Genomic DNA, 23,760 nt, shown 5'->3' on the forward strand with positions numbered 1-23,760 from the left:
TCACAACTCCGGGGTTAAATGAGCAAGAATTTGTTTTGCCTGAGTGGTCAGGCGATTACGAGAAAACATCAGTTGTAGACGTCCGCCGCCGACCTGGTGCCAGAGCACGGCGGCGCGAATGCCTGCCAGCAGGGTAGCGCGAACTTTCGCCTGCACCTGTGGGCTTTGCAGTACGGCAGGGGAACCGGTGACCTGAATGCGCGGGCCTAGCGGGCTAATCACATCAACATAAATAGCGGCCATCGCGCTCATCAGCGTTTCGGACTGTAAATCGAAGTGTTCCAGCTGACGTTGCAGGCCGTTAATCCGGTTTCCCAGGGTGTCGAGCGCGCCTTTGGCTGAAGAGAGTTTGCGCTCAAGCACCATCAGGCTAAGGGTGTAGCGGGTTAACTCAGCGTTTAAGCCCTGGCGACTGCTGGCGTTGAGCACGCCGAGCAATGTTTCCAGCCCGACGCGCAGGTTGGCTTCGCTGCCGCCAAAAACCGCCAGCGTGGAGCTGGGGTTCATGTCGATAATACTGTTGAGTGAGACGTGTAGCGCATCGGCATCACAATGCCCCTGGTGAGCGAGTTGTTGCACCAGGCGTGCCGACTGACAAATTCCTGCCAGGGCGAGGGTGATGTCATAGTAATTCTTTGCCACGTTCACTGCTTCCTTGTTGTAATTAAAAACAATAATCAGACCGGCAGCGGCAGACGCTGCTCAATAATACCGCCACCAAGGCACACTTCGCCGTTATAGAAGACGGCAGACTGGCCGGGCGTGACGGCAGCAACGGGTTCATCAAAAATCACTTCAATGCGATCGTCGTCCAGCGCCTTGACGGTGCACGGGATGTCAGTCTGGCGATAGCGGGTTTTTACCGTGCAACGCATAGTGCCGGTGAACGGTTCGCGATCGACCCAGTGCAGTTGCTGGGCAATCAGACCGACAGACATCAGACGCGGGTGTTCATGGCCCTGCGCAACAACCAGAATGTTGTTTTCGACGTCTTTATCGACAACGTACCACGGTTCTTCGGTGCCTTCTTTGGTGCCACCGATACCCAGACCTTTACGCTGACCGAGGGTGTGATACATCAGCCCCTGGTGCTCGCCAATTTCATCGCCATCGACGGTAATGATTTTGCCCGGTTGCGCCGGGAGATAACGGCCCAGGAACTCGCGGAATTTACGCTCGCCGATAAAGCAGATACCGGTAGAGTCTTTTTTCTTCGCGGTAACCAGACCGAGATCTTCTGCAATTTTACGCACCTGCGGTTTTTCCAGTTCGCCGACCGGGAACAGGCTTTGCGCAATTTGCTCATGGCTGAGTGTATAAAGGAAGTAGCTCTGGTCTTTGTTGCTGTCCAGACCACGCAGCAGGCGGCTCTTGCCATCGACATCTGCACGACGAACGTAATGACCGGTAGCGATATAATCGGCACCTAAATCTTCGGCGGCAAATTCGAGGAAAGCTTTAAATTTGATTTCTTTGTTGCACAGAATATCCGGATTCGGCGTGCGACCGGCTTTATATTCGGCAAGGAACAGTTCAAAGACGTTGTCCCAGTACTCGGCAGCAAAGTTGACGGTGTGTAGTTCAATGCCGAGCTTGTCGCAGACAGCCTGGGCATCAGCCAGATCTGCTGCCGCCGTGCAATATTCCTCACCGTCGTCTTCTTCCCAGTTCTTCATAAACAGGCCTTCGACCTGATATCCCTGTTGTTGCAACAGCCAGGCAGAAACGGAGGAGTCGACACCGCCGGACATGCCGACGATCACTTTTTTTGCGGTTTCAGACATTGGATTACTCACGACATTGAACTTCAAGGCGGCGTATTCTATCACGCAGCCTTTTAGATGACACCCTTTGTAAAAGGCCAGTTAAAATCGCCAATCATCTCCAGCGGATAGCGTTGCCCGCTTTGATAACAACGAATACTTTCCGCCACCAGCGGCGAACGCAGATTTGACGCCTGTAAAATTTCTTCGGCGCTGACCCAACGGCAGCAGTCGATATCGCTGTCATGAGGTTGCGTCGGGCAAATTTTCTCAAGCTCAATGGCAAACAGGAAACGCAAAAACGGCGTCTTATCCGGCGCAATCCACTGATGCATACGAATAAACTGTTGCGGTTGCGCGCTGATGCCGGTTTCTTCCCACAGCTCACGCGCAGCCGCTTCCACTAACGTCTCATCCGCTTCCAGATGCCCCGCCGGTTGGTTCCATAACGCTTTACCGTTAATCGTTTCTTCTACAACTAAAAATTTGCCCTCTGCGTGTACCACGCAGGCTACGGTAACGTGCGGTTTAAACATTGCGCATCCTTATTCTGTTGCTTCTCGCCATTCGCCGTTAGCGAGATTATCCAGTGTGTAATTGCCCATGGCATAGCGAATCAGTCGCAGCGTAGGGAAACCGACATGGGCGGTCATGCGGCGCACCTGGCGATTACGTCCTTCATATAAGGTAATCTTCAGCCAGCTGGTGGGAATACTTTTGCGTTCACGAATTGGTGGATTCCGCGGCCATAACCACTCCGGCTCTTCAACCTGGTCCACGCCTGCGGGCAGGGTAGGGCCATCATTTAAGGTTATGCCATTGCGCAAGGCTTCAAGAGCGTCTTGTGTGGGAATGCCTTCCACCTGCACATAATAGATTTTGCCGGTGCGTTTGCCCGGCTGGGTTAAACGCGCCTGTAATGCACCATTATTGGTTAGCACCAGTAACCCTTCGCTATCTCTGTCGAGACGGCCCGCCGCATAAACACCCTGAACCGGGATGAATTCTTTTAATGTTTTGCGCCCGGCGTCATCGGTGAACTGTGGCAGGACATCGTAAGGTTTATTAAACAGGATCACACGTGTGGGCTGGTTTTCTGGCTTGCGTTTGTTAGTGCGTTGCGAGCTGAATCGCTTAACCTGGTGATTTTTAAAAGAAGTTTTTTGCATGGTATTTTCAGGGATTATGAATTGCCGCATTATAGCCTAATAACGCGCATCTTTCATGACGGCAAACAATAGGGTAGTATTGACAAGCCAATTACAAATCATTAACAAAAAATTGCTCTAAAGCATCCGTATCGCAGGACGCAAACGCATATGCAACGTGGTGGCAGACGAGCAAACCAGAAGCGCTCGAAGGAGAGGTGAATGGAAAGTAAAGTAGTTGTTCCGGCACAAGGCAAGAAGATCACCCTGCAAAACGGCAAACTCAACGTTCCTGAAAATCCGATTATCCCATACATTGAAGGTGATGGAATCGGTGTAGATGTAACCCCAGCCATGCTGAAAGTGGTCGACGCTGCAGTAGATAAAGCCTATAAAGGCGAGCGTAAAATCTCCTGGATGGAAATTTACACCGGTGAAAAATCCACACAGGTTTATGGTCAGGATGTCTGGTTGCCTGCTGAAACCCTCGATCTGATTCGTGAATATCGCGTTGCTATCAAAGGCCCGCTGACCACTCCGGTTGGTGGCGGTATTCGTTCTCTCAACGTTGCCCTGCGCCAGGAACTGGATCTTTACATCTGCCTGCGTCCGGTACGTTACTACCAGGGCACCCCAAGCCCGGTTAAACACCCTGAACTGACCGATATGGTTATCTTCCGTGAAAACTCGGAAGACATTTATGCGGGTATCGAATGGAAAGCTGACTCTGCCGACGCAGAGAAAGTGATTAAATTCCTGCGTGAAGAGATGGGCGTGAAGAAAATTCGCTTCCCGGAACATTGCGGTATCGGTATCAAACCGTGTTCGGAAGAAGGCACCAAACGTCTGGTCCGTGCAGCGATTGAATACGCAATTGCTAACGACCGTGACTCTGTGACTCTGGTGCACAAAGGCAACATCATGAAATTCACCGAAGGCGCATTTAAAGACTGGGGCTACCAGCTGGCGCGTGAAGAGTTTGGCGGTGAACTGATCGATGGCGGCCCGTGGCTGAAAGTTAAAAACCCGAACACCGGCAAAGAGATCGTCATCAAAGACGTGATCGCTGATGCGTTCCTGCAACAGATCCTGCTGCGTCCGGCTGAATACGACGTTATCGCCTGTATGAACCTGAACGGTGACTACATTTCTGACGCCCTGGCAGCACAGGTTGGCGGTATCGGTATCGCCCCTGGCGCAAACATCGGTGACGAATGCGCCCTGTTTGAAGCCACCCACGGTACTGCGCCGAAATATGCCGGTCAGGACAAAGTTAACCCAGGTTCTATTATCCTTTCCGCGGAAATGATGCTGCGCCATATGGGTTGGACTGAAGCCGCAGACCTGATTGTTAAAGGTATGGAAGGCGCAATCAACGCCAAGACCGTAACCTATGACTTCGAACGACTGATGGAAGGCGCTAAACTGCTGAAATGTTCAGAGTTTGGTGATGCGATCATCGAAAACATGTAATCAGCTTCTGCTGTTACAACCGAACGGGAGCCTGTTGGTTCCCGTTTTTTTATGTCCTCGAAAATTCTTCCCCAAACCCCCTCGTTTTCACCCCGTTTTTATCCCAACAACAACAACCCAGTCTTTACCTCGATCGTCATTGTATTTATCGGTCATTTTTTTGGACTTATGTCCCAGTAACTTCTGGGTATCCAGTCCTTGCTCACGGTACAGGCGTTCCGATAATGAACGTTGTTCATGGAAAGTTTGGGGTGTACCGTTTTTCCACTCTAAACCACTTTTGTCTCTGGCTTTTTTAAAGGTTGATGTCAGGCTACTGCTCGATACCTGGTCACCTCTGTTTGCCTGAGATGTGGTATGCCTGAAATGAACAAGGTATTTACTGACAACCGCATCCCGGCATTTTGAAATAACATCCCTGAGAGTGAGGCCCAGCACCTCACATTTAAGATCTAACGGAATAGCCAGGCGAGAACCTGTTTTTTCCTGTTCAATATGCAACATGTCGTCCCATATATCGCTGAACTTCATATTGTAAATATCACCGAGGCGCTGGCCAGTGATTAGGGCTAATAGCATTCCGCACTGAAGATAAGGCTGCTGTTGTTCTGCCGTTTTATAAATAACGCACCATTCTTCAAAGGAAAGGCGCTGCCTTGTTATTCTGTTTCTCGGTTGCTTAGTGGCTTGCGCCGGATTGTATCCGGGGGCAACGTGTCCGGCATGTTGCGCCTCTTTAAAAACATCGATGAGCACCATTCTGACTACCTGAGCCATGCGATTGTGGCCTTCGGCTTTAATGGCATCAGTTATTTCTGCAATATCGAGAGCTGAAATATCCTTCAGATGTTGCAGGCCGCAGTGCTCTCTGAATAAACGAACAGGTTTACCTTTTTGAAGATAGGAGTTTGGTTTGAGCTCGTTGTTTTTAAGCCTTTCCTCCTGAATGCCTATATATTTATCGAGCCACTCAGTAACCGTGATATCGGTGCGCCTACCTTTCATCCGTGCCAGGCGATCTTTCACGCTCAGGATCTGCCTGGTTCGCTGTTCGGCAATGATTGTGTTCGCTTTCGTGGCGACCTGTTTAGCCTCGGATTCATCGGTTCCAAGGCTGTGAAAACGACCTGAAATAGGGTGTCTGTATTGCCAATAAATCTTACCGGTGCGCTTATCCAGCGTGCAGTACAATGTGTATGTTGTGGGCTTTACGCTACAATCATCAATAGGAAACTAGTTAAACAAGCACAAGCACAAGCACAAGAACGGAAGCGGAGCTTAAAATGCCCCACATTTATCGACCAACCGACGCTCCTCCCCCCTTCAAAGCCGTGATATCAAAAAAAATTGGTGGTAAACTAAGAGTAAGAACAGGAGGTAATCATGCCTACATTGCTTAAGCTTACAGACAAACAGTTACGACAGATTTCCGCCTCAGTGTTAGAGAGTGTAAAAGCCAAATCTATAGTGACCTCTCCTAGCGGTGAGGTATTGCGTAAAAACGTTGATAGTTCTGCTGAATCAACTATTACAACAAGTAACATAAAGGCGGGAACGACAGTTATTACTGGTAAACAAGCTACCAGAATATTTGATAATGCTTTCAAGAAGGTCGTCTCAACAAAATAAATTTTAAAGCCTCACATGAGGTTTTTTCGGCAAAAGATATGACGCAGCTGAAGAAAAAGTGGGTTTTCAAAGAATTAGTCACCTCCGGTGATGATGCTCAGGAGTTGATGGCTTACGCAATTTATAAGGTAAAGAAAAATCAACTTGCAGAAGCACGCCGAAGCCAAGGTTGGAGTGAAGAAAAGATTCAAGAGGAACTTGATAAGTTTCATGAGATAACTTTACAAGTTGGCCTTGAGGATTATCGGAGCAAGGCTCAAGCTCTTTTCCTTGAAGTTATGCAAGGAGCGGCGGAACATGTTACTCCCTACTATGAGAAAGAAATAGAAAAACTAAAAAAAGAACATGATGAAGCCATAAAAAGATTAAATTCACAAATTAAAGATTTGAGAAATAATGCAGTTAAGCATTACATAGAAAAAGTTGAGGAATACAACCTTAGTCAGAAAACATGGCAAGAACGCTATTTAATCAGACCGATAAAATGGGCATTTAGCGGATTACCTGGGATTTTTGCTTCTGCTTTCACGTTAGGTGTGATAGTCGCCATAATGGGGTACTTTGCGGGGCCAGAAAAGCGTACTTTAATTATTTACGAGGGTGCGAAAAATATACTTGAAATATTAGCGCCGAATAAACTCATACCTGGAATGCCTGAGCTATCCAAAAAAGAAGTTGATTGATTTGTTGATAGGGCTTTCGCCCTATCTGATTAATATACTTAGAGCTATTAAAGTATAATCATCTTCAGCACCGGTTCTCTCTATTCTCTTTTTAAGACTAGCAGCAAAGGATGTAGGGCTTGACATTGTTTTATCGGAGAAATTAGGTCGCTTGTCCCAAAAATTATATGCGCCATCGGTCATAGCATATAGAAAAATACAGTCCTCATGTCTGGGGATGTCATCTAAGTCTAATTTGTATAAATCATATTTCAAATCATAGTCTTTAGTGATAGCTTTGGTCAGAACGCGAGATAACCTTGTTTTGTGCTCCTTAAGTTTTTTAAGGCTAACTTCCCTGGAGTCAAGGAGTTCCTGATATTTAGTGTGATCTTTTGTTAATGGTTTTAATTTGTTGTTGTAATCTTTGTAGTAAATTCTACTATCACCAATGTGGATTATTTCTAGTTTATTATGGTTAACAGTAACAATTGATAAAGTTGTTGCCGCCTGGGAAAGTTGACTATGGCTATCCGATAGTTCATTCAGCTTTAATTTAGTGGTATCGAAAACACGCTTGCTTGAAAATTCATCGCTTTCTAACTCATTAGATAAACACTCAATTGCAATAGCTGAAGCATTATCAGCACCTTCATATGAGCCAACGCCATCAGCAACAGCGAATACTATACTACCGCTTTTATGTATGAAAGGTGCAAAAAAAGCATCTTCATTGGTTAATTTTTCTGGTTTTGCTAAGCAAAAAGAAGCTAATTCTTTAATTTTTAACATGTAGCATTACCTAATTGAGTTAGTATAGTCAATAAACAGCGAGTCGATGTCCCTATATCGTTCATCATAAAAATAAGCAGTGCATTTACTAATTACTTTTTTGAGTTCAGTGCTAGGGTTTGGATATAGTTCTTTTAAGATTTTACCAAAGGCATAGATATCAGATTCCTTAAAGAATTCTCCGCTATCAATGCTTTCTGGGGCTCTGTAACCTTCAGTACCAAGTTCATTGGGTGCAAATCTAGTTTTAACCTGGGCTCGCAAAGTATCTTGATCTTTAACGAGACCAAAGTCAGTCAATTTATAGATTCCACCAGGAAAACGTATAATGTTAGCTGGTTTTAAATCACGATGGATATAATTATTATCATGAACGGTTTTTAATCCACTTAAAATTGATAAAACAGCTTGACATTTTTTATACTCATCGAGATTATTTTCTAGAATATCATCCTCCAAATTTGAATCACCTAACTCCATTATGAAGTATGGATTTTCCAGCGAAGTTTCATATAAACAGATATGAACTATAGCATCATGATTTAGTAAATTAAGCTTACACTGTGTCTCAATTTCTACTAAAAAACGTTCTCTGAGATTTGCAACTGCCTTGACCTTGGTTTTATTGTTTTCACCACTAGGAAAAAATGTTTTTCTAGCGTACCACGTGTAATGATCCTTTGTGGCATTGTAGACTTTTACTTTGTCGACAATGCCACATCCTCCGGAGCCAATTTTCCCAACACTATCAATGAAGTAATTACCTTTTTCAATCATTCACTCGTTCTCTGATGAAGGAAATACTTTACTTTCCAAGAAAAGCTTGCGAACTATTTTAATGCTGTAGACAAAGAAAATCAAATATTACAATGGTTTATTCACTTCTTTACCCGTAACAAAACAATAATGTTCTTCTGATGCTAAGTATCCCAATTGTTCACTTATGGATATGGATTATCCAAGCATCCGACAACTTGTATATTGGCGCGATAAACTCTTCCCCAAAACTAAAATTAACCTTATTAAAATCATTGGGTTAAAATAGGTGGGTTTAGGGAAATAAATTGGCAGTAAAACATAATATTTTATAAATTTATCAATATGTTAGAATAAGATCTGTTATGTACTGCTGCGCCATATGGGCTGGACTGAAGCCGCAGACCTGATTGTTAAAGGTATGGAAGGCGCAATCAACGCGAAGACTGTAACCTATGATTTCGAACGCCTGATGGAAGGCGCTAATCTGCTGAAATGTTCAGAGTTTGGTGACGAGATCATCGAAAACATGTAATCACTACATGTGTTAAATATTGCAACGGGCGTATAACACGCCCGTTTTCTTTATTAGCACGTCAATAGTTATCAAAACCCCATAGTTTTTTTAGGTAATGCTTATATCGTAGTTAGATGATTAAGTAATTCTTAGCTGTTGGTAATTGTTATTGATGCACGCTAGAAAATATCTAGAGCTGTTTTAAAACGGTTTCCAGATGATTGCGTGGGATTGTCACGTTATTTTTTTAGGTGTTATTACAGCATTTTAATTATTAAAAATAAAAGCAAAATTAAATCATAACAATAATCTGGTAACATTATTAATTAGTGAAAAATTAAAGTGCTGCTATACATTTAGTCTATTTTTAATTCTCATAGACGAATTTTTTCATGTTATGCTATAATATGACGAAAAATGCAGGTTATCAACCTGTTATTAATGTAAATAAATTTCGAGGAGATTATTCCAGTGGGACGTAAATGGGCCAATATTGTTGCTAAAAAAACGGCTAAAGACGGGGCAACGTCTAAAGTATATGCAAAATTCGGTGTGGAAATCTATGCTGCGGCTAAACAAGGTGAACCGGACCCAGAATTAAACACTTCTTTAAAGTTCGTTATTGAACGTGCGAAGCAGGCACAAGTTCCAAAACACGTTATTGATAAAGCTATTGATAAAGCCAAAGGTGGCGGAGACGAAACGTTCGTACAAGGACGTTATGAAGGCTTTGGCCCCAATGGTTCAATGATTATCGCTGAAACGTTGACTTCAAACGTTAACCGTACGATTGCTAACGTTCGTACAATTTTCAATAAAAAAGGCGGGAATATCGGCGCGGCCGGGTCTGTCAGCTATATGTTTGACAACACTGGCGTGATTGTATTTGAAGGAACTGACCCTGACCGTATTTTTGAAATTTTGCTTGAAGCTGAAGTGGATGTTCGTGATGTGACCGAAGAAGAAGGAAACATCGTTATTTATACTGAACCTACAGATCTTCACAAAGGAATTGCAGCTCTAAAAGCAGCTGGAATTACTGAGTTCTCAACAACAGAATTAGAAATGATTGCTCAATCAGAAGTTGAGCTTTCACCAGAAGATTTAGAAATCTTTGAAGGACTTATTGATGCCCTCGAAGATGACGACGATGTTCAAAAAGTATATCATAACGTTGCAAATCTCTAATTATAAATTAAAGAAATCTGTCTTTATGGCAGATTTCTTACTCTTAAAGAATGTTATAAAAATAAGATGTGCAATTGATTATATAAAACTCCCGGTAAAATAAATTAAACTATCGAAATTACTGGTCTTAACTATCTCATGATAGACGGCAAAGATGCATCTAACAGATGAAAACTACGCGAAAAACGTAATGTATTTGCAGTAGAAAATAAATATATATCATATCGTTTATATGAGAATGTAATGTCTGTTAATTATGGTGTAAAACATCAAGAATGGTTATCGAGAACTGAATTTTTAAAATTGCAGGTTTCACCAAAACGTTGCCCGATATCAGGAATATATGTCATTGCATTCTTGATACTCGGGCAATGGGCATTTTACATCAGAATATAATTATGGACACGCAGTTTCATAGCGTTCATTAATTAAATTGGAGGCAGTCCATATTTTGCGCGGGCGCGATTACATGCCTCATTAATCTCCCCATTCTCGCCAGACATGGCGAATTCTCGGCATGTCGATGAGCGATTCTTGTATATGGTGCAACATGCGTTTTTGCCAGGCGTTCCTGCCAGGGCAACACAACGTGGATCCTTCTGGTTAGTACCGCTCATACATCGGTGGTAAGGGGATATCTGCTCAGTAAGATGAACCGGGATAGTGCCACCTGCATCGTCTGCTTCGGCCCAGTAAAAAGAGACGCGGAAAAATGCACAACAGGCACCACACGCCAGGCATGGATTCAAATTGCTCATAATTCACCAGTACTACTATATACATCACAACAAAAAACGCAGACATACCCTGTAAAGAGACATGTCTGTAACCGGCTGGCAAATTTTCTATAATCGACCACAGAATGATCACCAACCGTTATTAATTTTACATATCCACTGAGATATAACCAGACAGTCAGAATATAAACAGAGTAAGTTAATCTTTACAATTTGTAACTACAGGGTTTAGGAAGGGAGTGTCTTTGGGAATCAGAGTCTACATTATCTTGTTACCATCGGATGGTTTTATAAAAACAGTAGATATTGAGATTGTTTAAATTCTGGTTGGTTAGAGGGAACCATCAGAAAATGTTATTTCTCTGATGTTCAAGAATGTGAACAAGCTCAGGTTTTAATATTTTGTATTTATATTACGGTTATCTTATAGTCACATTGATTATCGTGTTAATGGTAAAAACATTATGATTCAATTCAATAGTGCATTTGACTTCGAGCATACCAGGACACGTCTTCTTAAGGCGGTATCAGATAATGGTCTGGTTTTATTTGGCGAGTTTGACCACGCGAAAGCTGCCCGTAATGCAGGGCTTGTAATGCCACCAACTACTGTTCTGGTATTTGGTAATCCTGAAAAGGGAACACCTTTGATGTTGGAACATCCAGACCTTGCTCTGGATTTACCTTTCAGGGTGCTCCTTCGCCAGTTGCCTGGAGGACAGGTCAACGTTAGATTCCACTTGGCAGAAGAATTCAAATGTTATGGACTTGACTCAACAGCGATACAAACGCTGAAAAAGCTGGAGTTGCTGGTACAGGAATGTATTCAACCTATTGATTCACATGTGCACAAAGGCGAAGGTTAAAGCTAAACAGAAACGCGCCCAGCCTATATATCTGTTCCCGAATTATTACCCCATGCCTCTTGTCTGCCTAAAGACCAATTGATTAACGCTAACATTAGTTTTTCATCGTTCATTGAAAGACTTGCGGCATGTTGGGCGAAATTTCATCTGATGCGTGGATATTTCTGATTCTCTCGGCCATGCTCTCTGTAGGCGCCAGATTGAGCGAATGAATGTCAATCCCCTCTATTAACCTGTTGTCAGGGACACGCAGATGCGCAATACACTTATCCCTATCCTCGCTGCGGTTTGCCTGTTTATTACCGGCGTCTCTATTTTGAACATCCAGCTCTGGTATTCCGCAAAAGCGGAGAGTTTGGCAGGGGCGAGATATGCCGCAAACAATATCAATCATATACTTGAAGAAGCGTCACAGGCGACTCAAACGGCGCGGGAAATTGCCGGAAAAGGGTGTGATCTGGATGAACAATATCAACTAGGTACAGAAGCAGCGCTCAAGCCACATCTGCGTACGATCATCATTCTCAAACAAGATGCGGTCTGGTGTACATCGCTGCCGGGCAATCGCGTACTACTATCACGAATACCCGTGATTCCTGAAAGCAATTTACTGCTAGCTCCGGCAATTGATACTGTTAATAAAATGCCTATTTTGCTTTATCAGAGTCAGTTCGCAGATACTCGAATTTTGGTGACTATTAGCGATCAACATACTCGTGGGGCGCTCAATGTTCCGTTGAAGGGGGTGAAGTATACTTTACTCGTTGGCGATCGTATTATCGGCCCGTCGGGAGATGTGATAACTCTCAATAGTAATAATCATTTTTCTGGGCGGGTCAACTCCACAAAATATCATTTCAGTATTATTTATAACCAGCCGCCTCTATTTAGCTTTAGCAGGCTTATCGATAAAGGTCTGGGTATTTTGATATTCATTTTGTTAATTTCCTGCGCTGTTGCCTTCCTGCTTGATAAATATTTCAACAAAAGCGCGACACCTGAAGAGATCCTGCGGCGGGCAATACATAACGGTGAAATTGTGCCTTTTTATCAACCGGTGGTAAATGGGCGGGAAGGGACGTTACGTGGCGTGGAAGTCCTTGCACGCTGGAAACATCCTCGGGGAGGATATATCTCTCCTGCGGCTTTTATTCCTCTTGCTGAAAAATCAGGGCTGATAGTTCCACTCACCCAAAGTTTGATGAGCCAGGTCGCCAAACAAATGAATGCGATCGAAAGCAAACTGCCAGAAGGTTTTCACGTTGGGATAAATTTCAGCGCCTCGCATATTATTTCGCCGACATTTGTTGAAGAATGCCTGAAATACAGGGACAGCTTCACTCGTCGTGATTTGAATCTTGTACTTGAAGTCACTGAGCGTGAGCCTTTGCATGTTGATGAAAGTCTGGTCCATCGACTCAACATTTTGCATGAAAATGGTTTTGTCATCGCGCTGGATGATTTTGGTACTGGATACTCGGGGCTTTCTTATCTCCATGATCTACATATTGATTATATTAAGATTGATCACAGTTTCGTCGGTCGGGTTAATGCAGATCCAGATTCCACCCGGATTCTGGACTGCGTGCTGGATCTGGCGCGCAAACTTTCTATCAGTATTGTCGCTGAAGGCGTTGAGACGAAGGAGCAGCTCGATTACCTGAACCAAAACAACATCACGTTCCAACAGGGATACTATTTCTATAAACCGGTGACATATATTGAGCTGGTCAAAATTATTCTCTCAAAACCGAAGGTGAAAGTGGTGGTTGAGTGAAAAATGATCGCTCGAGCGTGAGGTGACGTAATTATAGACAGGTAATTAGCTCGTTTCGCCTTGTTACTATTGTTCATTATTTTGTTTGCTATAATTGTCTGAAATTTTTGACAGGATTACCATCAGTAGCATGAACAAGAGTAATAATCTGGATTATTTTACTTTGTATATCATTTTCTCCATTGCATTTATGCTAATCACCTTTCTGGTTATCCTTTTTGCCAAACCCAGCACCGGGCTGGGAGAAGTGCTTGTTACTATAAATTTGCTAAATGCGTTGGTCTGGTTGGCGATCAATGTGGTTAATCGGTTAAGAGGAAAACTCGTTAGCCATAGGGATCAGCATTAATCCTTCTGTTATCACTGTCAGAAAACGGCTAAATGTGTTGCTGGCAGTGAACGTCTTATCTATCCTGACATGACCTGACGATTAAGCCACCATTTATTGAGCTAATGTCCTGTTGATGGTATCCCGCGTATCATGATCATGGTTTCACCTGGTTTGAATCCAGCAGCCGACGTTTGGGGAAATATTGGCGTTCAACAGGATAATAATGGCTACAATGACACCGCAGTTATGGTGGGATTTAAATATAAGTTCTGATTCCTCCGCCTGCTAAAAAAACGCGCCGAATCAATCGGCGCGGTACTATATTAATGATTATTTTTTGCCAATGGCACGCATGGTGTCATCAATGGCGGTAATCAACAGCATTTGCGGATCTTTAGCACAAACCTGGTTCAGTTTTTCTACCACTTTGGCACTCAGTTCCGGAGATTGCTCAATTTTTAAATCACGGCTCGTAACGCTGGCGTTACCCATTACAGCCACAATTTCTGCAACCTGTGCGCTGTCAGTTTTTGCCATTTCGTTGGCTTCAGCACAAGTAATATAGGTTTCTGCTGGCAAACCGTTCTTAATATTGTAGTCCTGCGCCCAGCTCATTGGTGCGAAAACAAACAGACCCGCCAGTAATGCAAATTTTTTCATCATCATTCCTTATTTCATTTTACCCAGAATGGCACCACCCGTGCCGCCAATCACAGCACCTTTAATCGCGCCTTCCAGACCATTGCCGGTCAACACGCCAGTGACTGCGCCAACGGCAGCACCCACTTTCGCACCTTTGCGGGCATTTTTACCGTCGCGGCCTTTTTCAGTTACCGCACCAACACCCGCGCCTACAGCAGCGCCTTTCAGAACACCATTAACGCCATTGCCAGTCAGTAAACCTACGCCTGCACCTAACAGCGCGCCTTTCGTAGTGCGATTCATATCCGCCATCGCTGGCGCGGAGCAGAACAATGCTGAGATAAGCCCGAAGGCGAGTATTTTTTTCTTCAACTTAGATGTCCGGTATTAAGTAAGTTGCACACACAATAATTTCGTCTTTAATTAATATTACTTAACTAAAGAGCGCTCTCTGTTATTCAGATAATTCAAAATGAGCGCGAATGGTATAATAGTAATTGTGTTTTATGCTTGAATAGGAATAATCCCAAATAAGGATTAACTCATTGATTTGAAATATTTTCTTCAAGAAGTGTCATCAGGTGTTAACATGGTATTATAAAAGTTAGGCGATCTGAAATATCAATATTGTTGTGTGATTTAAATGTAAAAAACATTTATCAGAAAAGGCAAGGTAAGTGATTTCGCTCTGGTGGCAATAATGTGAATTAGCGGCGATTTGAGCTGACAATAGAAAGGGAGAGCAAAATTCAGACCAAATGCAATCTGACAGATACCAGTATAAACAACCGGTAACTGCCAGATTAGGTTTGAGCTAATACAGCTTATTTCAGCTCTTCTGCTTCTGGTAAGGTCACGTTAAGCTCAAGAATGGAAATATCGCCATCCTTTTGCTCAAGTTGTACGGTCACCATCTCGGGATCAATTTGTACGTATTTACAAATGACATCAAGAATATCTTTACGCAACTGCGGCAGATAGTGTGGTTCTGCATCGCTGCGACGACGTTCAGCAACAATGATCTGCAGCCGTTCTTTTGCAATGTTGGCCGTGTTTTTCTTCCGTGAGAGAAAGAAATCGAGTAATGCCATAACTTATCCTCCGAACAAGCGTTTGAGGAAGCCTTTCTTCTCTTCTTCAATGAAGCGGAAAGGGCGTTCTTCACCCAACAGGCGTTCTACGGTATCTGCGTAGGCTTTACCCGCATCGGCATTGATGTCGAGAATGACCGGTTCACCCTGGTTAGAGGCGCGCAATACGGATTGGTCCTCCGGGATCACACCGACGAGTTTGATGCGCAGGATTTCCAGTACGTCTTCCATACTCAGCATGTCTCCTCTGTGCACGCGACCAGGGTTATAGCGCGTTAACAGCAGGTGCTCTTTAATGGGTTCTTCGCCGTTTTCTGCGCGACGTGATTTCGACGCCAGAATACCTAAAATACGGTCAGAGTCACGAACTGAAGAGACTTCCGGGTTCGTGGTAATAATGGCCTCATCGGCGAAATAAAGAGCCATTAATGCACCGGTTTCAATACCCGCCGGTGAGTCACAAACGATAAACTCAAAGTCCATCGCTTTTAGATCATCAAGAACTTTGGCCACCCCTTCGCGGGTGAGGGCATCTTTATCGCGAGTTTGCGATGCCGGGAGAATATAGAGGTTATCAGTACGCTTATCCTTAATTAGCGCCTGATTTAGCGTTGCATCGCCCTGAATGACGTTGACGAAATCGTACACGACCCGACGCTCACAACCCATAATCAGGTCGAGATTACGCAAGCCGATATCAAAATCGATCACGACAGTTTTCTTTCCCTTCTGGGCCAAACCAGTGGCGATGGCCGCGCTGGAGGTGGTCTTTCCAACGCCCCCTTTCCCCGAAGTAACAACAATAATGCGTGCCATAAAAATTCCTTGTTAAAAAGGGATCAATTTAACGATTGAACGGTCAAAGCGTTTTCGACTAATTGCAGCCGTGCCGCTTTGCCATAAAATTCTACTGGGATTTTATCACTCAGCCAGTATTCACCAGCAATAGATACTAGTTCGGCCATCAGGTTAGTACAAAATATTTGCGCTTCCCGGTCACCACTTGCTCCCGCCAGCGCACGACCGCGCATCATGCCATAGACATGAATGTTACCATCCGCGATCAATTCTGCTCCTGCACTTACATTACTTGTAACAATCAAATCACATTGTGGCGCATAAATGCGCTGACCGGAACGCACAGGTGTATCTATTAAACGTGTTTTTGTGTCCGGGATCGTATTTTGCGCTGGAGCCTGGGGAACGGGAGCTGAACGTGGCGCTTTTTCCTTTCCTTCAGTCAGGATTGGTAGCCCCATCTTTTCTATTTCAGCTTTCAGTTTCGCATTTTTGCAACCGCTGACGCCAATTATCCGCAAGCCAGTTGCTGAGATAGCTTTGTGCATTGCTGACCAGTTGACCAGATCTTCGAGGCCACTGACATTGAGTACGACGGGGGCGTGCTTTAAAAATGCGGGGGCCTGAGCGATTTTGTCTTCCAGCGCTTGATGAATAATCTTAGGCTCTGCCTCATGCAGATGAACCACTGATAAGGTGAAGTTGCTACCTTTAAGCTCGATTGGCGTGTTTGACATCCTGGCCTTACTCAATTAGCTAATTATCATCATCAGCGAGCGATGATATTACGAAGACTATAAGGCATGTTATAGTCTGGATTATATTGAGGCAAGTCACCCCCACATTTATTCAGAGTAAAATTATGTTTTGTGTGATCTATCGAAGTAGCAAACGTGACCAGACCTATTTATATGTCGAAAAAAAAGACGATTTTTCGCGTGTTCCAGAGGAACTGATGAAAGGGTTTGGCCAACCTCAACTTGCGATGATTCTGCCATTGGATGGGCGGAAAAAACTGGTTAATGCCGATATTGAGAAAGTTAAACAGGCATTAGCCGAGCAAGGTTATTATCTCCAGTTACCACCACCACCCGAAGATTTGCTTAAACAACATCTTTCTGTGATGGCGAAAAATACAGACAGTACTAATAAATAACCGATATCCGGCGGTGGCATCATATTCGTTGGAGCGGGTTTAAGAACCACGATGAAGTGAGAGGAACGTTATGTATCAACATCACAACTGGCAAGGTGCGCTGCTGGATTATCCGGTGAGTAAGGTCGTCTGTGTTGGCAGTAACTATGCCAAACATATCAAAGAGATGGGGAGTGAAGTACCCGAAGAGCCCGTGTTGTTTATTAAACCTGAAACGGCACTGTGTGATCTGCGCCAGCCCCTGGCTATCCCCTCTGATTTCGGCTCGGTTCACCATGAAGTTGAACTGGCTGTGTTGATTGGCGCAACGCTACGTCAGGCCACGGAAGAGCATGTGCGCAAGGCTATTGCAGGTTACGGTGTGGCGCTCGATCTGACATTACGTGATGTTCAGGGAAAAATGAAGAAAGCCGGACAGCCGTGGGAAAAGGCCAAAGGGTTTGATAACTCTTGTCCACTTTCTGGGTTTATTCCTGCAGCAGAGTTCACCGGTGATCCACAAAATACGTCACTGGGTCTAAGTGTAAACGGCGAACAACGCCAACAAGGGACGACTGCGGACATGATCCACAAAATCGTTCCACTGATTGCTTATATGAGCAAGTTTTTTACCCTTAAGGCCGGTGACGTTGTGCTGACCGGTACGCCTGATGGTGTTGGCCCGCTACACAGCGGTGATGAATTGACTGTCACGTTTGATGGCCATTCTTTGACAACTCGCGTTTTGTAATACTTTTGCCGCCTGAAAGGGGCGGCAAAGCTTGCATCGCCGTGCCAGACTGGTTATAAGGTGCGTTTTAACGTAATGGTGGAACACCTGATGAGCGATGTACCTTTCTGGCAAAGTAAAACCCTGGATGAAATGAGCGATGCAGAATGGGAGTCGTTGTGTGATGGTTGTGGTCAGTGCTGTCTGCATAAACTGATGGATGAAGACACCGACGAAATCTACTTCACTAACGTCGCCTGCCGTCAGCTCAATATTAAAACCTGTCAATGTCGGAACTACGAACGCCGCTTCGAGTTTGAACCCGACTGCATTAAATTAACTCGTGAAAATCTGCCCACGTTCGAATGGCTACCGTTGACTTGTGCTTATCGCTTGTTGGCGGAGGGTAAAGATTTACCTGCGTGGCATCCGCTACTTACCGGTTCAAAAGCAGCCATGCATGGCGAACGCATTTCAGTGCGCCATATCGCGGTGAAAGAATCGGAAGTGATGGACTGGCAGGACCATATCTTAAATAAACCTGACTGGGCGCAATAACCAGCATCAGTCAAGCAGCAGCTTGCGGTATTCTGGTCATCAATAACAAGGTCTGGCGTACAGTGTGTTAGCGATTTGCTACCGAGGAATAAATAAACCAGATTTTCCAGGTGTGTCGCCAGAGTGCCGCGATGAAGTTGGGGATGGCGGTATATTGGAGGATCGATATTATAATTATTGCAGTCAGAAATTAATTGTTGATGATAATATAAAATAGCGTTATCAGTCTGACTCTGTCGACGTTTATGAAAACGAGTATCTCGTTAGTTTATGCTTCTTTATTGATTATAAAATATTTTTACTGGTGGACTGAAGTATTAATCCTGAATCCTGCAAAAAAATTCCGAGCTAAAAAGTGAGCACGTCATCGCTGTTTCTGAGGAAATAGCAGCACGCGAAAAACGATAATCTGCGTTATGACTATAATTCAAATGCCGTAACCGATGGACACATTCATTAGACCGCCTGAACAAGCATGGTTATTCTCCTTAGGTGTCCTGGTGGATATAAAGCGAAAGACGGTAAATTTGTACATTAAACGACTTTGTTATATATCCGCTCACACAGCCTGTGTTACAGGTCGTTGATATAAAGATACTCGTGAATATGCTTGCAGAAAGCGAAAAGAAACGCGGCTGTCGGATTGGAGCCGCGGGACAAGGTCCAAAAATTTCCAAGAGTTGTTGAATTTCCCAGCTTTTTTGGAAGCACAGGTATCTTACTAATAAATAAAAAAGGTTTAAACTATAAAATTAACCGTAATTTTAGGTAATGCTTACCGACATATCCATACAGCGTTCAGACGGTTAACAGTGGGGCGGTAATCGGTGTGCAGCAGAGACTGGTCAGGGGTACATAAGACTGACGTAACGTTGCGATAGGTGATTAATGTCGCCAGCATTACGTTAAGCAGTCATAGCGACTATTAAGGATCAGCCTACGCAGCGACAGATATTGATAGCCTGAATCAGTATTGATCTGCTGACAAGAACAGACTACTGTATATAAAAACAGTGTTACTTCAGGCAGATTATTATGTTGTTTATCAAGCCTGCGGATCTCCGCGAAATTGTGACTTTTCCGCTATTTAGTGATCTTGTTCAATGTGGCTTTCCTTCACCGGCAGCGGATTACGTTGAACAGCGTATCGATCTGAATCAATTGCTTATTCAGCATCCCAGCGCGACTTACTTCGTCAAAGCGAGCGGTGACTCCATGATTGAAGGTGGGATTAGTGACGGTGATTTATTGATCGTCGATAGCGCTCTTACCGCCAGCCACGGTGATATCGTCATCGCTGCTGTTGATGGCGAGTTTACGGTGAAAAAATTGCAGTTGCGCCCGACGGTACAGCTTATTCCTATGAATAGCGCGTACTCACCGATTACCCTCAGCAGCGAGGATACGCTGGATGTCTTTGGCGTAGTTGTCCATGTAATAAAGGCGATGCGCTGATGTTTGCCCTTTGCGATGTGAACTCGTTTTATGCCAGTTGTGAAGCGGTGTTTCGCCCTGACTTATGGGGTAAACCGGTGGTTGTACTATCTAATAACGACGGTTGCGTTATTGCCCGAAATGCTGAGGCAAAGGCGCTGGGTGTCAAAATGGGCGATCCCTGGTTCAAACAAAAAGATCTGTTTCGTCGCTGTGGCGTTGTCTGCTTTAGCAGCAATTATGAGCTTTACGCAGACATGAGCAATCGGGTGATGTCGACGCTGGAAGAGCTGTCTCCTCGCGTGGAGATTTACAGTATTGATGAAGCGTTCTGCGATTTGACGGGGGTACGTAATTGCCGCGATCTCACTGACTTTGGCAGAGAAATTCGCGCAACGGTACTGCAACGCACGCATCTCACCGTGGGGGTGGGTATCGCCCAGACCAAAACGCTGGCAAAGCTTGCCAATCATGCGGCAAAAAAATGGCAGCGGCAGACCGGTGGGGTGGTGGATTTATCCAATCTGGAACGCCAGCGTAAATTAATGGCCGCTTTACCTGTAGATGAAGTGTGGGGAATTGGACGGCGCATCAGCAAAAAATTGAACGCGATGGGTATCAAAACCGTTCTGGATTTGGCGGATACAGATATCCGGTTTATTCGTAAACACTTTAATGTGGTGCTCGAACGAACGGTGCGTGAACTGCGCGGCGAACCCTGTTTACAGCTGGAAGAACTTGCACCGGCCAGGCAGGAAATTATCTGTTCCCGCTCGTTTGGCGAACGTATCACGGATTATGAATCGATACGGCAGGCCATTTGTAGTTACGCTGCCCGGGCGGCGGAAAAACTCCGCAGTGAGCATCAATATTGTCGGTTTATCTCCTCGTTTATTAAAACGTCGCCATTTGCGCTCAATGAATCCTATTATGGCAATAGTGCTTCGGTAAAACTGCTGACGCCTACCCAGGACAGCAGAGACATTATTAACGCAGCTACGCGCTGTCTGGACACCATCTGGCAAGCGGGTCATCGCTACCAAAAAGCGGGCGTGATGCTGGGCGATTTCTTCAGTCAGGGAGTGGCGCAGCTCAATTTGTTCGATGACAACGCACCGCGTCCCGGTAGTGAACAATTGATGGCGGTAATGGATATGCTGAATGCTAAGGATGGCAGGAGAACACTCTATTTTGCCGGGCAGGGTATCCAGCAACAATGGCAGATGAAGCGTGCCATGCTTTCACCACGTTATACAACGCGAAGTTCTGATTTACTGAGGGTCAAGTAAACATAGCGGCAGGAAAAAGACGCTCCCGCAGGAGCGCCGAATTGATTAGCGACCAAACAGGTCCCGTTTTTTCGCTTTAAACGGCTGGGAAATTACCACCAGAACCGCAACAATCAGGTAAGCGACAAAGATACCGAGCAGCCACTGTGGCATTTCCAGACCTAAAAACTCCCACTGACGTTCGGCACAATCGCCAGAGGCGACAAACACTTGCGGCACCCATTTGTCCAGCGGCAGCCAGTCCGGGAAGCGAACCATAAAATCACAGGTCGCAAACGGAGAAGGATAGAGTTGAAGCATGGTGTGTTCGTAAGTTAACTGCACACCGCGGAACGCACTGTATAACCAGATAATCATCGCCACATAACGCAGCGGAGTTTTCGGAGCAATAGCGCCAATCAGCGCGGCACCCAGAACGCCGAATAACGCGCAGCGTTCATAAATACAAAGCACGCAAGGTTTAAGTAACATCACATGCTGGAACCACAGCGCCGTCAGTTCCAGTGCCAGAGCGGTAAACGCCATTAACAGCCACGCACCCCGACCCTGTGAACATTGGTTCAAAAATCGCAACATAATAATATCCCTGCAATATGCATAGAATGCGCAGTTTAAACCAATTCATTCGCTGCGCCACCAGGGGGAATCAAAAATCGATCGTAATCGAACAATTATCGGGCGAAAAGGCAAACCGGGCATCAATATGCCCGGTCAGTTATTATCAAAGTACTGCTATCCACCCCATCTGCATAAACCATTCGGTTGCAGGGGCAAGAGTAAACTCGACACAGAGCAGTCCGACGAGAGTCAGTACGAGGGTATAAGGCAGGGCCATCCACACCATGCGGCCGTAAGAGAGGCGAATCAATGGCGCGAGTGCGGAAGTCAGCAGGAACAAGAATGCAGCCTGACCGTTCGGCGTAGCGACAGAGGGCAGGTTGGTGCCGGTATTAATGGCGACCGCCAGCAGCTCGTATTGCTTCAACGTGATAGCGCCGCTTTCCATTGCCGCTTTCGCTTCGTTGATATAAATCGTCCCTACGAAGACGTTATCCGAAATGGATGACAGCAGGCCGTTGAAAATATAGAACAACGACAGCTGTGCGTGTTCCGATGCTTGCAGCACAAACTGGATAATCGGGGAGAACAGCTGCTGGTCGATAATTACTGCGACTACCGAGAAAAAGACGGTCAACAGTGCGGTGAATGGCAGAGATTCGGTGAAGGCTTTACCGATAGCATGCTCATCGGTCACACCACTCAGTGATGTCGCCAGAATAATGACCGACAAACCAATCAGCCCCACTTCTGCCAGATGCAACGCCAGCGCAGTCACCAGCCAGACACCGATAATCGCCTGGACAATCAGCCGAATTTTATCCTGACGTGTACGCTGGCGGCGGCTTTGATCGTCAAACTGTTGCAGCACTTCGCGGACTTTCTCCGGCAGTGTTTCACCATAGCCAAACCAACGCAGCTTCTCCACCAACAGGCAAGTTAACAGGCCGCAAATCAGAACCGGAACGGTCACTGGTGACATGCGCAGGAAGAAATCGCCAAAATGCCAGCCAGCGGCTTTGGCGATAATCAGGTTTTGCGGCTCACCCACCATGGTCATCACGCCACCTAATGCGGTACCGACGCCTGCGTGCATCATCAGACTACGCAGGAAACCACGGAACTGCTCCAGAACAACTTTGTAATGCTGGTCGATATGACTATCGTCTTGCAGGTCGGTATCTTCGGTGCGGGAAGAGGCTACACGGTGATAAATGCCATAAAAACCTACTGCAACGCTGATCACCACCGCCACGACGGTTAAGGCATCGAGGAACGCGGAGAAAAACGCCGCCGCCATGCAAAAAGAGAGCGATAGCAGCATTTTGGAGCGAATGCTTAATAGCAAGCGAGTAAAAATGAACAGCAACAGCTGTTTCATAAAATAGATGCCCGCCACCATAAACATCAGTAGCAGCAAGACTTCAAGATTCGCCGCCACCTCTTCACGGACGTGCTCCGCGCTGGTCATACCGATGAAGACGGCTTCGATAGCCAACAGGCCGCCGGGGAGCAGCGGGTAGCATTTCAGGGCCATCGCCAGAGTGAAAATAAATTCCGCTACCAGCAACCAGCCAGCGACGAAAGGGCTGATGAGGAAAATTAACGGATTTACGATTAAGAAAATGATGAGGGCGAGTTTGTACCAGTCGGGGGACTGGCCCAAAAAATTGCGCCATAGCGCGCGGCCCCAGGAGATCTCCATGATGGTTTCCCTTACCTTACGAATAATCAATGATGTTTTTATGTTTAAGCGCAAAGCTTAACGGTCAGGCAGGAGTGAGGCAAGTATTGATAGTCAAGGGGAAGACTTGCGGAAAATGAAGCCTTGATCCCTTTTTTCTTCTTTTTGTCTGCTATCAGCGTAGTTAGCCCTCTGGTATGAT

Annotated in this window: 27 protein-coding genes and 3 pseudogenes; 14 read left to right on the forward strand and 16 right to left on the reverse strand. The window is 45.3% G+C overall.

Going from position 1 to position 23,760, the window contains the following annotated elements; genetic code table 11:
- From hflD to rluE, 4 genes are read right to left on the reverse strand one after another with little or no spacing between them, the layout of a single operon-like run.
- Entirely contained in the window at nucleotides 1-642 is a 642-nt protein-coding gene (gene hflD / locus A9180_RS10660; RefSeq protein WP_001297479.1) for a high frequency lysogenization protein HflD, read from the reverse strand.
- Between the two features lie 35 nt (nucleotides 643-677).
- Nucleotides 678-1,784: a tRNA 2-thiouridine(34) synthase MnmA gene (mnmA, locus tag A9180_RS10665; protein ID WP_001297484.1), complete on the reverse strand. Its 1,107-nt coding sequence runs from the start codon at nucleotides 1,782-1,784 to the stop codon at nucleotides 678-680.
- Nucleotides 1,785-1,837: 53 nt separating this feature from the next.
- Nucleotides 1,838-2,299, reverse strand: a complete 462-nt coding sequence (gene nudJ / locus A9180_RS10670; RefSeq protein WP_064528635.1) for a phosphatase NudJ — start codon at nucleotides 2,297-2,299, stop codon at nucleotides 1,838-1,840.
- 9 nt (nucleotides 2,300-2,308) lie between these two features.
- The gene (gene rluE / locus A9180_RS10675; RefSeq protein WP_064528636.1) at nucleotides 2,309-2,962 is read right to left on the reverse strand and encodes a 23S rRNA pseudouridine(2457) synthase RluE; all 654 of its coding nucleotides are present in this window, start codon (nucleotides 2,960-2,962) and stop codon (nucleotides 2,309-2,311) included.
- Between the two features lie 171 nt (nucleotides 2,963-3,133).
- On the opposite strand from rluE, the gene icd reads away from it, so the two are divergent.
- Entirely contained in the window at nucleotides 3,134-4,384 is a 1,251-nt protein-coding gene (gene icd / locus A9180_RS10680) for an NADP-dependent isocitrate dehydrogenase (RefSeq protein WP_064528638.1), read from the forward strand.
- 87 nt (nucleotides 4,385-4,471) lie between these two features.
- On the opposite strand, the gene A9180_RS10685 is transcribed toward icd, so the two are convergent.
- Nucleotides 4,472-5,611 (reverse strand): site-specific integrase, encoded by a 1,140-nt coding sequence (locus A9180_RS10685; protein WP_064528640.1) that lies wholly within the window; start codon nucleotides 5,609-5,611, stop codon nucleotides 4,472-4,474.
- Between the two features lie 156 nt (nucleotides 5,612-5,767).
- On the opposite strand from A9180_RS10685, the gene A9180_RS10690 reads away from it, so the two are divergent.
- Nucleotides 5,768-6,013: a hypothetical protein gene (locus A9180_RS10690; RefSeq protein WP_064528642.1), complete on the forward strand. Its 246-nt coding sequence runs from the start codon at nucleotides 5,768-5,770 to the stop codon at nucleotides 6,011-6,013.
- 38 nt (nucleotides 6,014-6,051) lie between these two features.
- A complete protein-coding gene (locus tag A9180_RS10695) occupies nucleotides 6,052-6,696 on the forward strand; it encodes a hypothetical protein (RefSeq protein WP_064528644.1) in 645 nt (214 codons plus the stop codon).
- Nucleotides 6,697-6,717: 21 nt separating this feature from the next.
- Here A9180_RS10695 and A9180_RS10700 read toward each other — a convergent pair whose 3' ends face one another.
- Nucleotides 6,718-7,467, reverse strand: a complete 750-nt coding sequence (locus A9180_RS10700) for a PP2C family protein-serine/threonine phosphatase (protein ID WP_064528646.1) — start codon at nucleotides 7,465-7,467, stop codon at nucleotides 6,718-6,720.
- Between the two features lie 6 nt (nucleotides 7,468-7,473).
- Complete coding sequence (locus A9180_RS10705) at nucleotides 7,474-8,244, reverse strand: protein kinase domain-containing protein (protein ID WP_064528648.1); 771 nt, start codon at nucleotides 8,242-8,244, stop codon at nucleotides 7,474-7,476.
- A gap of 346 nt (nucleotides 8,245-8,590) precedes the next feature.
- On the opposite strand from A9180_RS10705, the pseudogene A9180_RS22895 reads away from it, so the two are divergent.
- Nucleotides 8,591-8,758 (forward strand): annotated as a pseudogene (locus A9180_RS22895) (NADP-dependent isocitrate dehydrogenase); the annotation flags it as partial.
- Between the two features lie 453 nt (nucleotides 8,759-9,211).
- Entirely contained in the window at nucleotides 9,212-9,928 is a 717-nt protein-coding gene (locus tag A9180_RS10710; RefSeq protein WP_064528650.1) for a YebC/PmpR family DNA-binding transcriptional regulator, read from the forward strand.
- Nucleotides 9,929-10,356: 428 nt separating this feature from the next.
- Here the strand turns inward: A9180_RS10710 and A9180_RS10715 are convergent, their stop codons facing one another.
- Nucleotides 10,357-10,686, reverse strand: a complete 330-nt coding sequence (locus A9180_RS10715) for a YkgJ family cysteine cluster protein (protein ID WP_064528652.1) — start codon at nucleotides 10,684-10,686, stop codon at nucleotides 10,357-10,359.
- 443 nt (nucleotides 10,687-11,129) lie between these two features.
- On the opposite strand from A9180_RS10715, the gene A9180_RS10720 reads away from it, so the two are divergent.
- The 4 genes and pseudogenes from A9180_RS10720 to A9180_RS25005 form a co-directional block, all read left to right on the forward strand.
- Nucleotides 11,130-11,531, forward strand: a complete 402-nt coding sequence (locus A9180_RS10720) for a DUF302 domain-containing protein (RefSeq protein ID WP_064528654.1) — start codon at nucleotides 11,130-11,132, stop codon at nucleotides 11,529-11,531.
- 253 nt (nucleotides 11,532-11,784) lie between these two features.
- A complete protein-coding gene (locus A9180_RS10725) occupies nucleotides 11,785-13,308 on the forward strand; it encodes a cyclic diguanylate phosphodiesterase (protein WP_064528656.1) in 1,524 nt (507 codons plus the stop codon).
- A 130-nt stretch (nucleotides 13,309-13,438) separates the two neighbouring features.
- Entirely contained in the window at nucleotides 13,439-13,657 is a 219-nt protein-coding gene (ymgF, locus tag A9180_RS10730) for a cell division-associated protein YmgF (RefSeq protein WP_064528658.1), read from the forward strand.
- 147 nt (nucleotides 13,658-13,804) lie between these two features.
- Nucleotides 13,805-13,912: pseudogene (locus A9180_RS25005) on the forward strand (autotransporter outer membrane beta-barrel domain-containing protein); the annotation flags it as partial.
- 57 nt (nucleotides 13,913-13,969) lie between these two features.
- Here A9180_RS25005 and A9180_RS10735 read toward each other — a convergent pair.
- From A9180_RS10735 to minC, 6 genes and pseudogenes are all read right to left on the reverse strand, one after another.
- Nucleotides 13,970-14,305 carry a YmgD family protein gene (locus tag A9180_RS10735; RefSeq protein WP_074399524.1) on the reverse strand — a complete coding sequence of 112 codons (336 nt, stop codon included), beginning with the start codon at nucleotides 14,303-14,305 and terminating at the stop codon, nucleotides 13,970-13,972.
- 3 nt (nucleotides 14,306-14,308) lie between these two features.
- A complete protein-coding gene (locus tag A9180_RS10740; RefSeq protein ID WP_064528662.1) occupies nucleotides 14,309-14,653 on the reverse strand; it encodes a YMGG-like glycine zipper-containing protein in 345 nt (114 codons plus the stop codon).
- Nucleotide 14,654: 1 nt separating this feature from the next.
- A pseudogene (locus A9180_RS25010) lies at nucleotides 14,655-14,785 on the reverse strand (hypothetical protein); the annotation flags it as partial.
- Between the two features lie 320 nt (nucleotides 14,786-15,105).
- On the reverse strand, nucleotides 15,106-15,372 hold the full coding sequence (gene minE, locus A9180_RS10750; protein ID WP_001185664.1) for a cell division topological specificity factor MinE: 267 nt from the start codon (nucleotides 15,370-15,372) through the stop codon (nucleotides 15,106-15,108).
- Between the two features lie 3 nt (nucleotides 15,373-15,375).
- Entirely contained in the window at nucleotides 15,376-16,188 is an 813-nt protein-coding gene (gene minD, locus A9180_RS10755; protein ID WP_064528664.1) for a septum site-determining protein MinD, read from the reverse strand.
- A 23-nt stretch (nucleotides 16,189-16,211) separates the two neighbouring features.
- Nucleotides 16,212-16,907 carry a septum site-determining protein MinC gene (minC, locus tag A9180_RS10760; RefSeq protein ID WP_064528666.1) on the reverse strand — a complete coding sequence of 232 codons (696 nt, stop codon included), beginning with the start codon at nucleotides 16,905-16,907 and terminating at the stop codon, nucleotides 16,212-16,214.
- 125 nt (nucleotides 16,908-17,032) lie between these two features.
- Between minC and A9180_RS10765 the strand changes: the two genes are divergently transcribed.
- From A9180_RS10765 to umuC, 5 genes are all read left to right on the forward strand, one after another.
- Complete coding sequence (locus A9180_RS10765; RefSeq protein ID WP_064528668.1) at nucleotides 17,033-17,326, forward strand: YcgL domain-containing protein; 294 nt, start codon at nucleotides 17,033-17,035, stop codon at nucleotides 17,324-17,326.
- Between the two features lie 70 nt (nucleotides 17,327-17,396).
- A complete protein-coding gene (locus A9180_RS10770; protein ID WP_064528670.1) occupies nucleotides 17,397-18,056 on the forward strand; it encodes a fumarylacetoacetate hydrolase family protein in 660 nt (219 codons plus the stop codon).
- A 90-nt stretch (nucleotides 18,057-18,146) separates the two neighbouring features.
- A complete protein-coding gene (locus A9180_RS10775; protein ID WP_064528835.1) occupies nucleotides 18,147-18,593 on the forward strand; it encodes a YcgN family cysteine cluster protein in 447 nt (148 codons plus the stop codon).
- A 1,035-nt stretch (nucleotides 18,594-19,628) separates the two neighbouring features.
- Nucleotides 19,629-20,048, forward strand: coding sequence for a translesion error-prone DNA polymerase V autoproteolytic subunit (locus A9180_RS10785; RefSeq protein WP_064528672.1), 420 nt, complete (start codon nucleotides 19,629-19,631; stop codon nucleotides 20,046-20,048).
- Nucleotides 20,048-21,316 carry a DNA polymerase V catalytic protein gene (gene umuC, locus A9180_RS10790; RefSeq protein WP_064528674.1) on the forward strand — a complete coding sequence of 423 codons (1,269 nt, stop codon included), beginning with the start codon at nucleotides 20,048-20,050 and terminating at the stop codon, nucleotides 21,314-21,316. Before A9180_RS10785 ends, umuC begins: the two co-directional genes overlap by 1 nt.
- Before the next feature lie 45 nt (nucleotides 21,317-21,361).
- Here umuC and dsbB read toward each other — a convergent pair whose 3' ends face one another.
- Nucleotides 21,362-21,892 (reverse strand): disulfide bond formation protein DsbB, encoded by a 531-nt coding sequence (dsbB, locus tag A9180_RS10795; protein ID WP_064528676.1) that lies wholly within the window; start codon nucleotides 21,890-21,892, stop codon nucleotides 21,362-21,364.
- Between the two features lie 145 nt (nucleotides 21,893-22,037).
- Nucleotides 22,038-23,579 (reverse strand): Na(+)/H(+) antiporter NhaB, encoded by a 1,542-nt coding sequence (nhaB, locus tag A9180_RS10800; RefSeq protein WP_064528678.1) that lies wholly within the window; start codon nucleotides 23,577-23,579, stop codon nucleotides 22,038-22,040.
- Between the last annotated feature and the right edge of the window lie 181 nt (nucleotides 23,580-23,760).

The sequence above is a fragment of the Escherichia sp. B1147 genome, assembly GCF_001660175.1.
In the GTDB taxonomy this organism is placed as follows: Bacteria; Pseudomonadota; Gammaproteobacteria; order Enterobacterales; family Enterobacteriaceae; genus Escherichia; species Escherichia whittamii.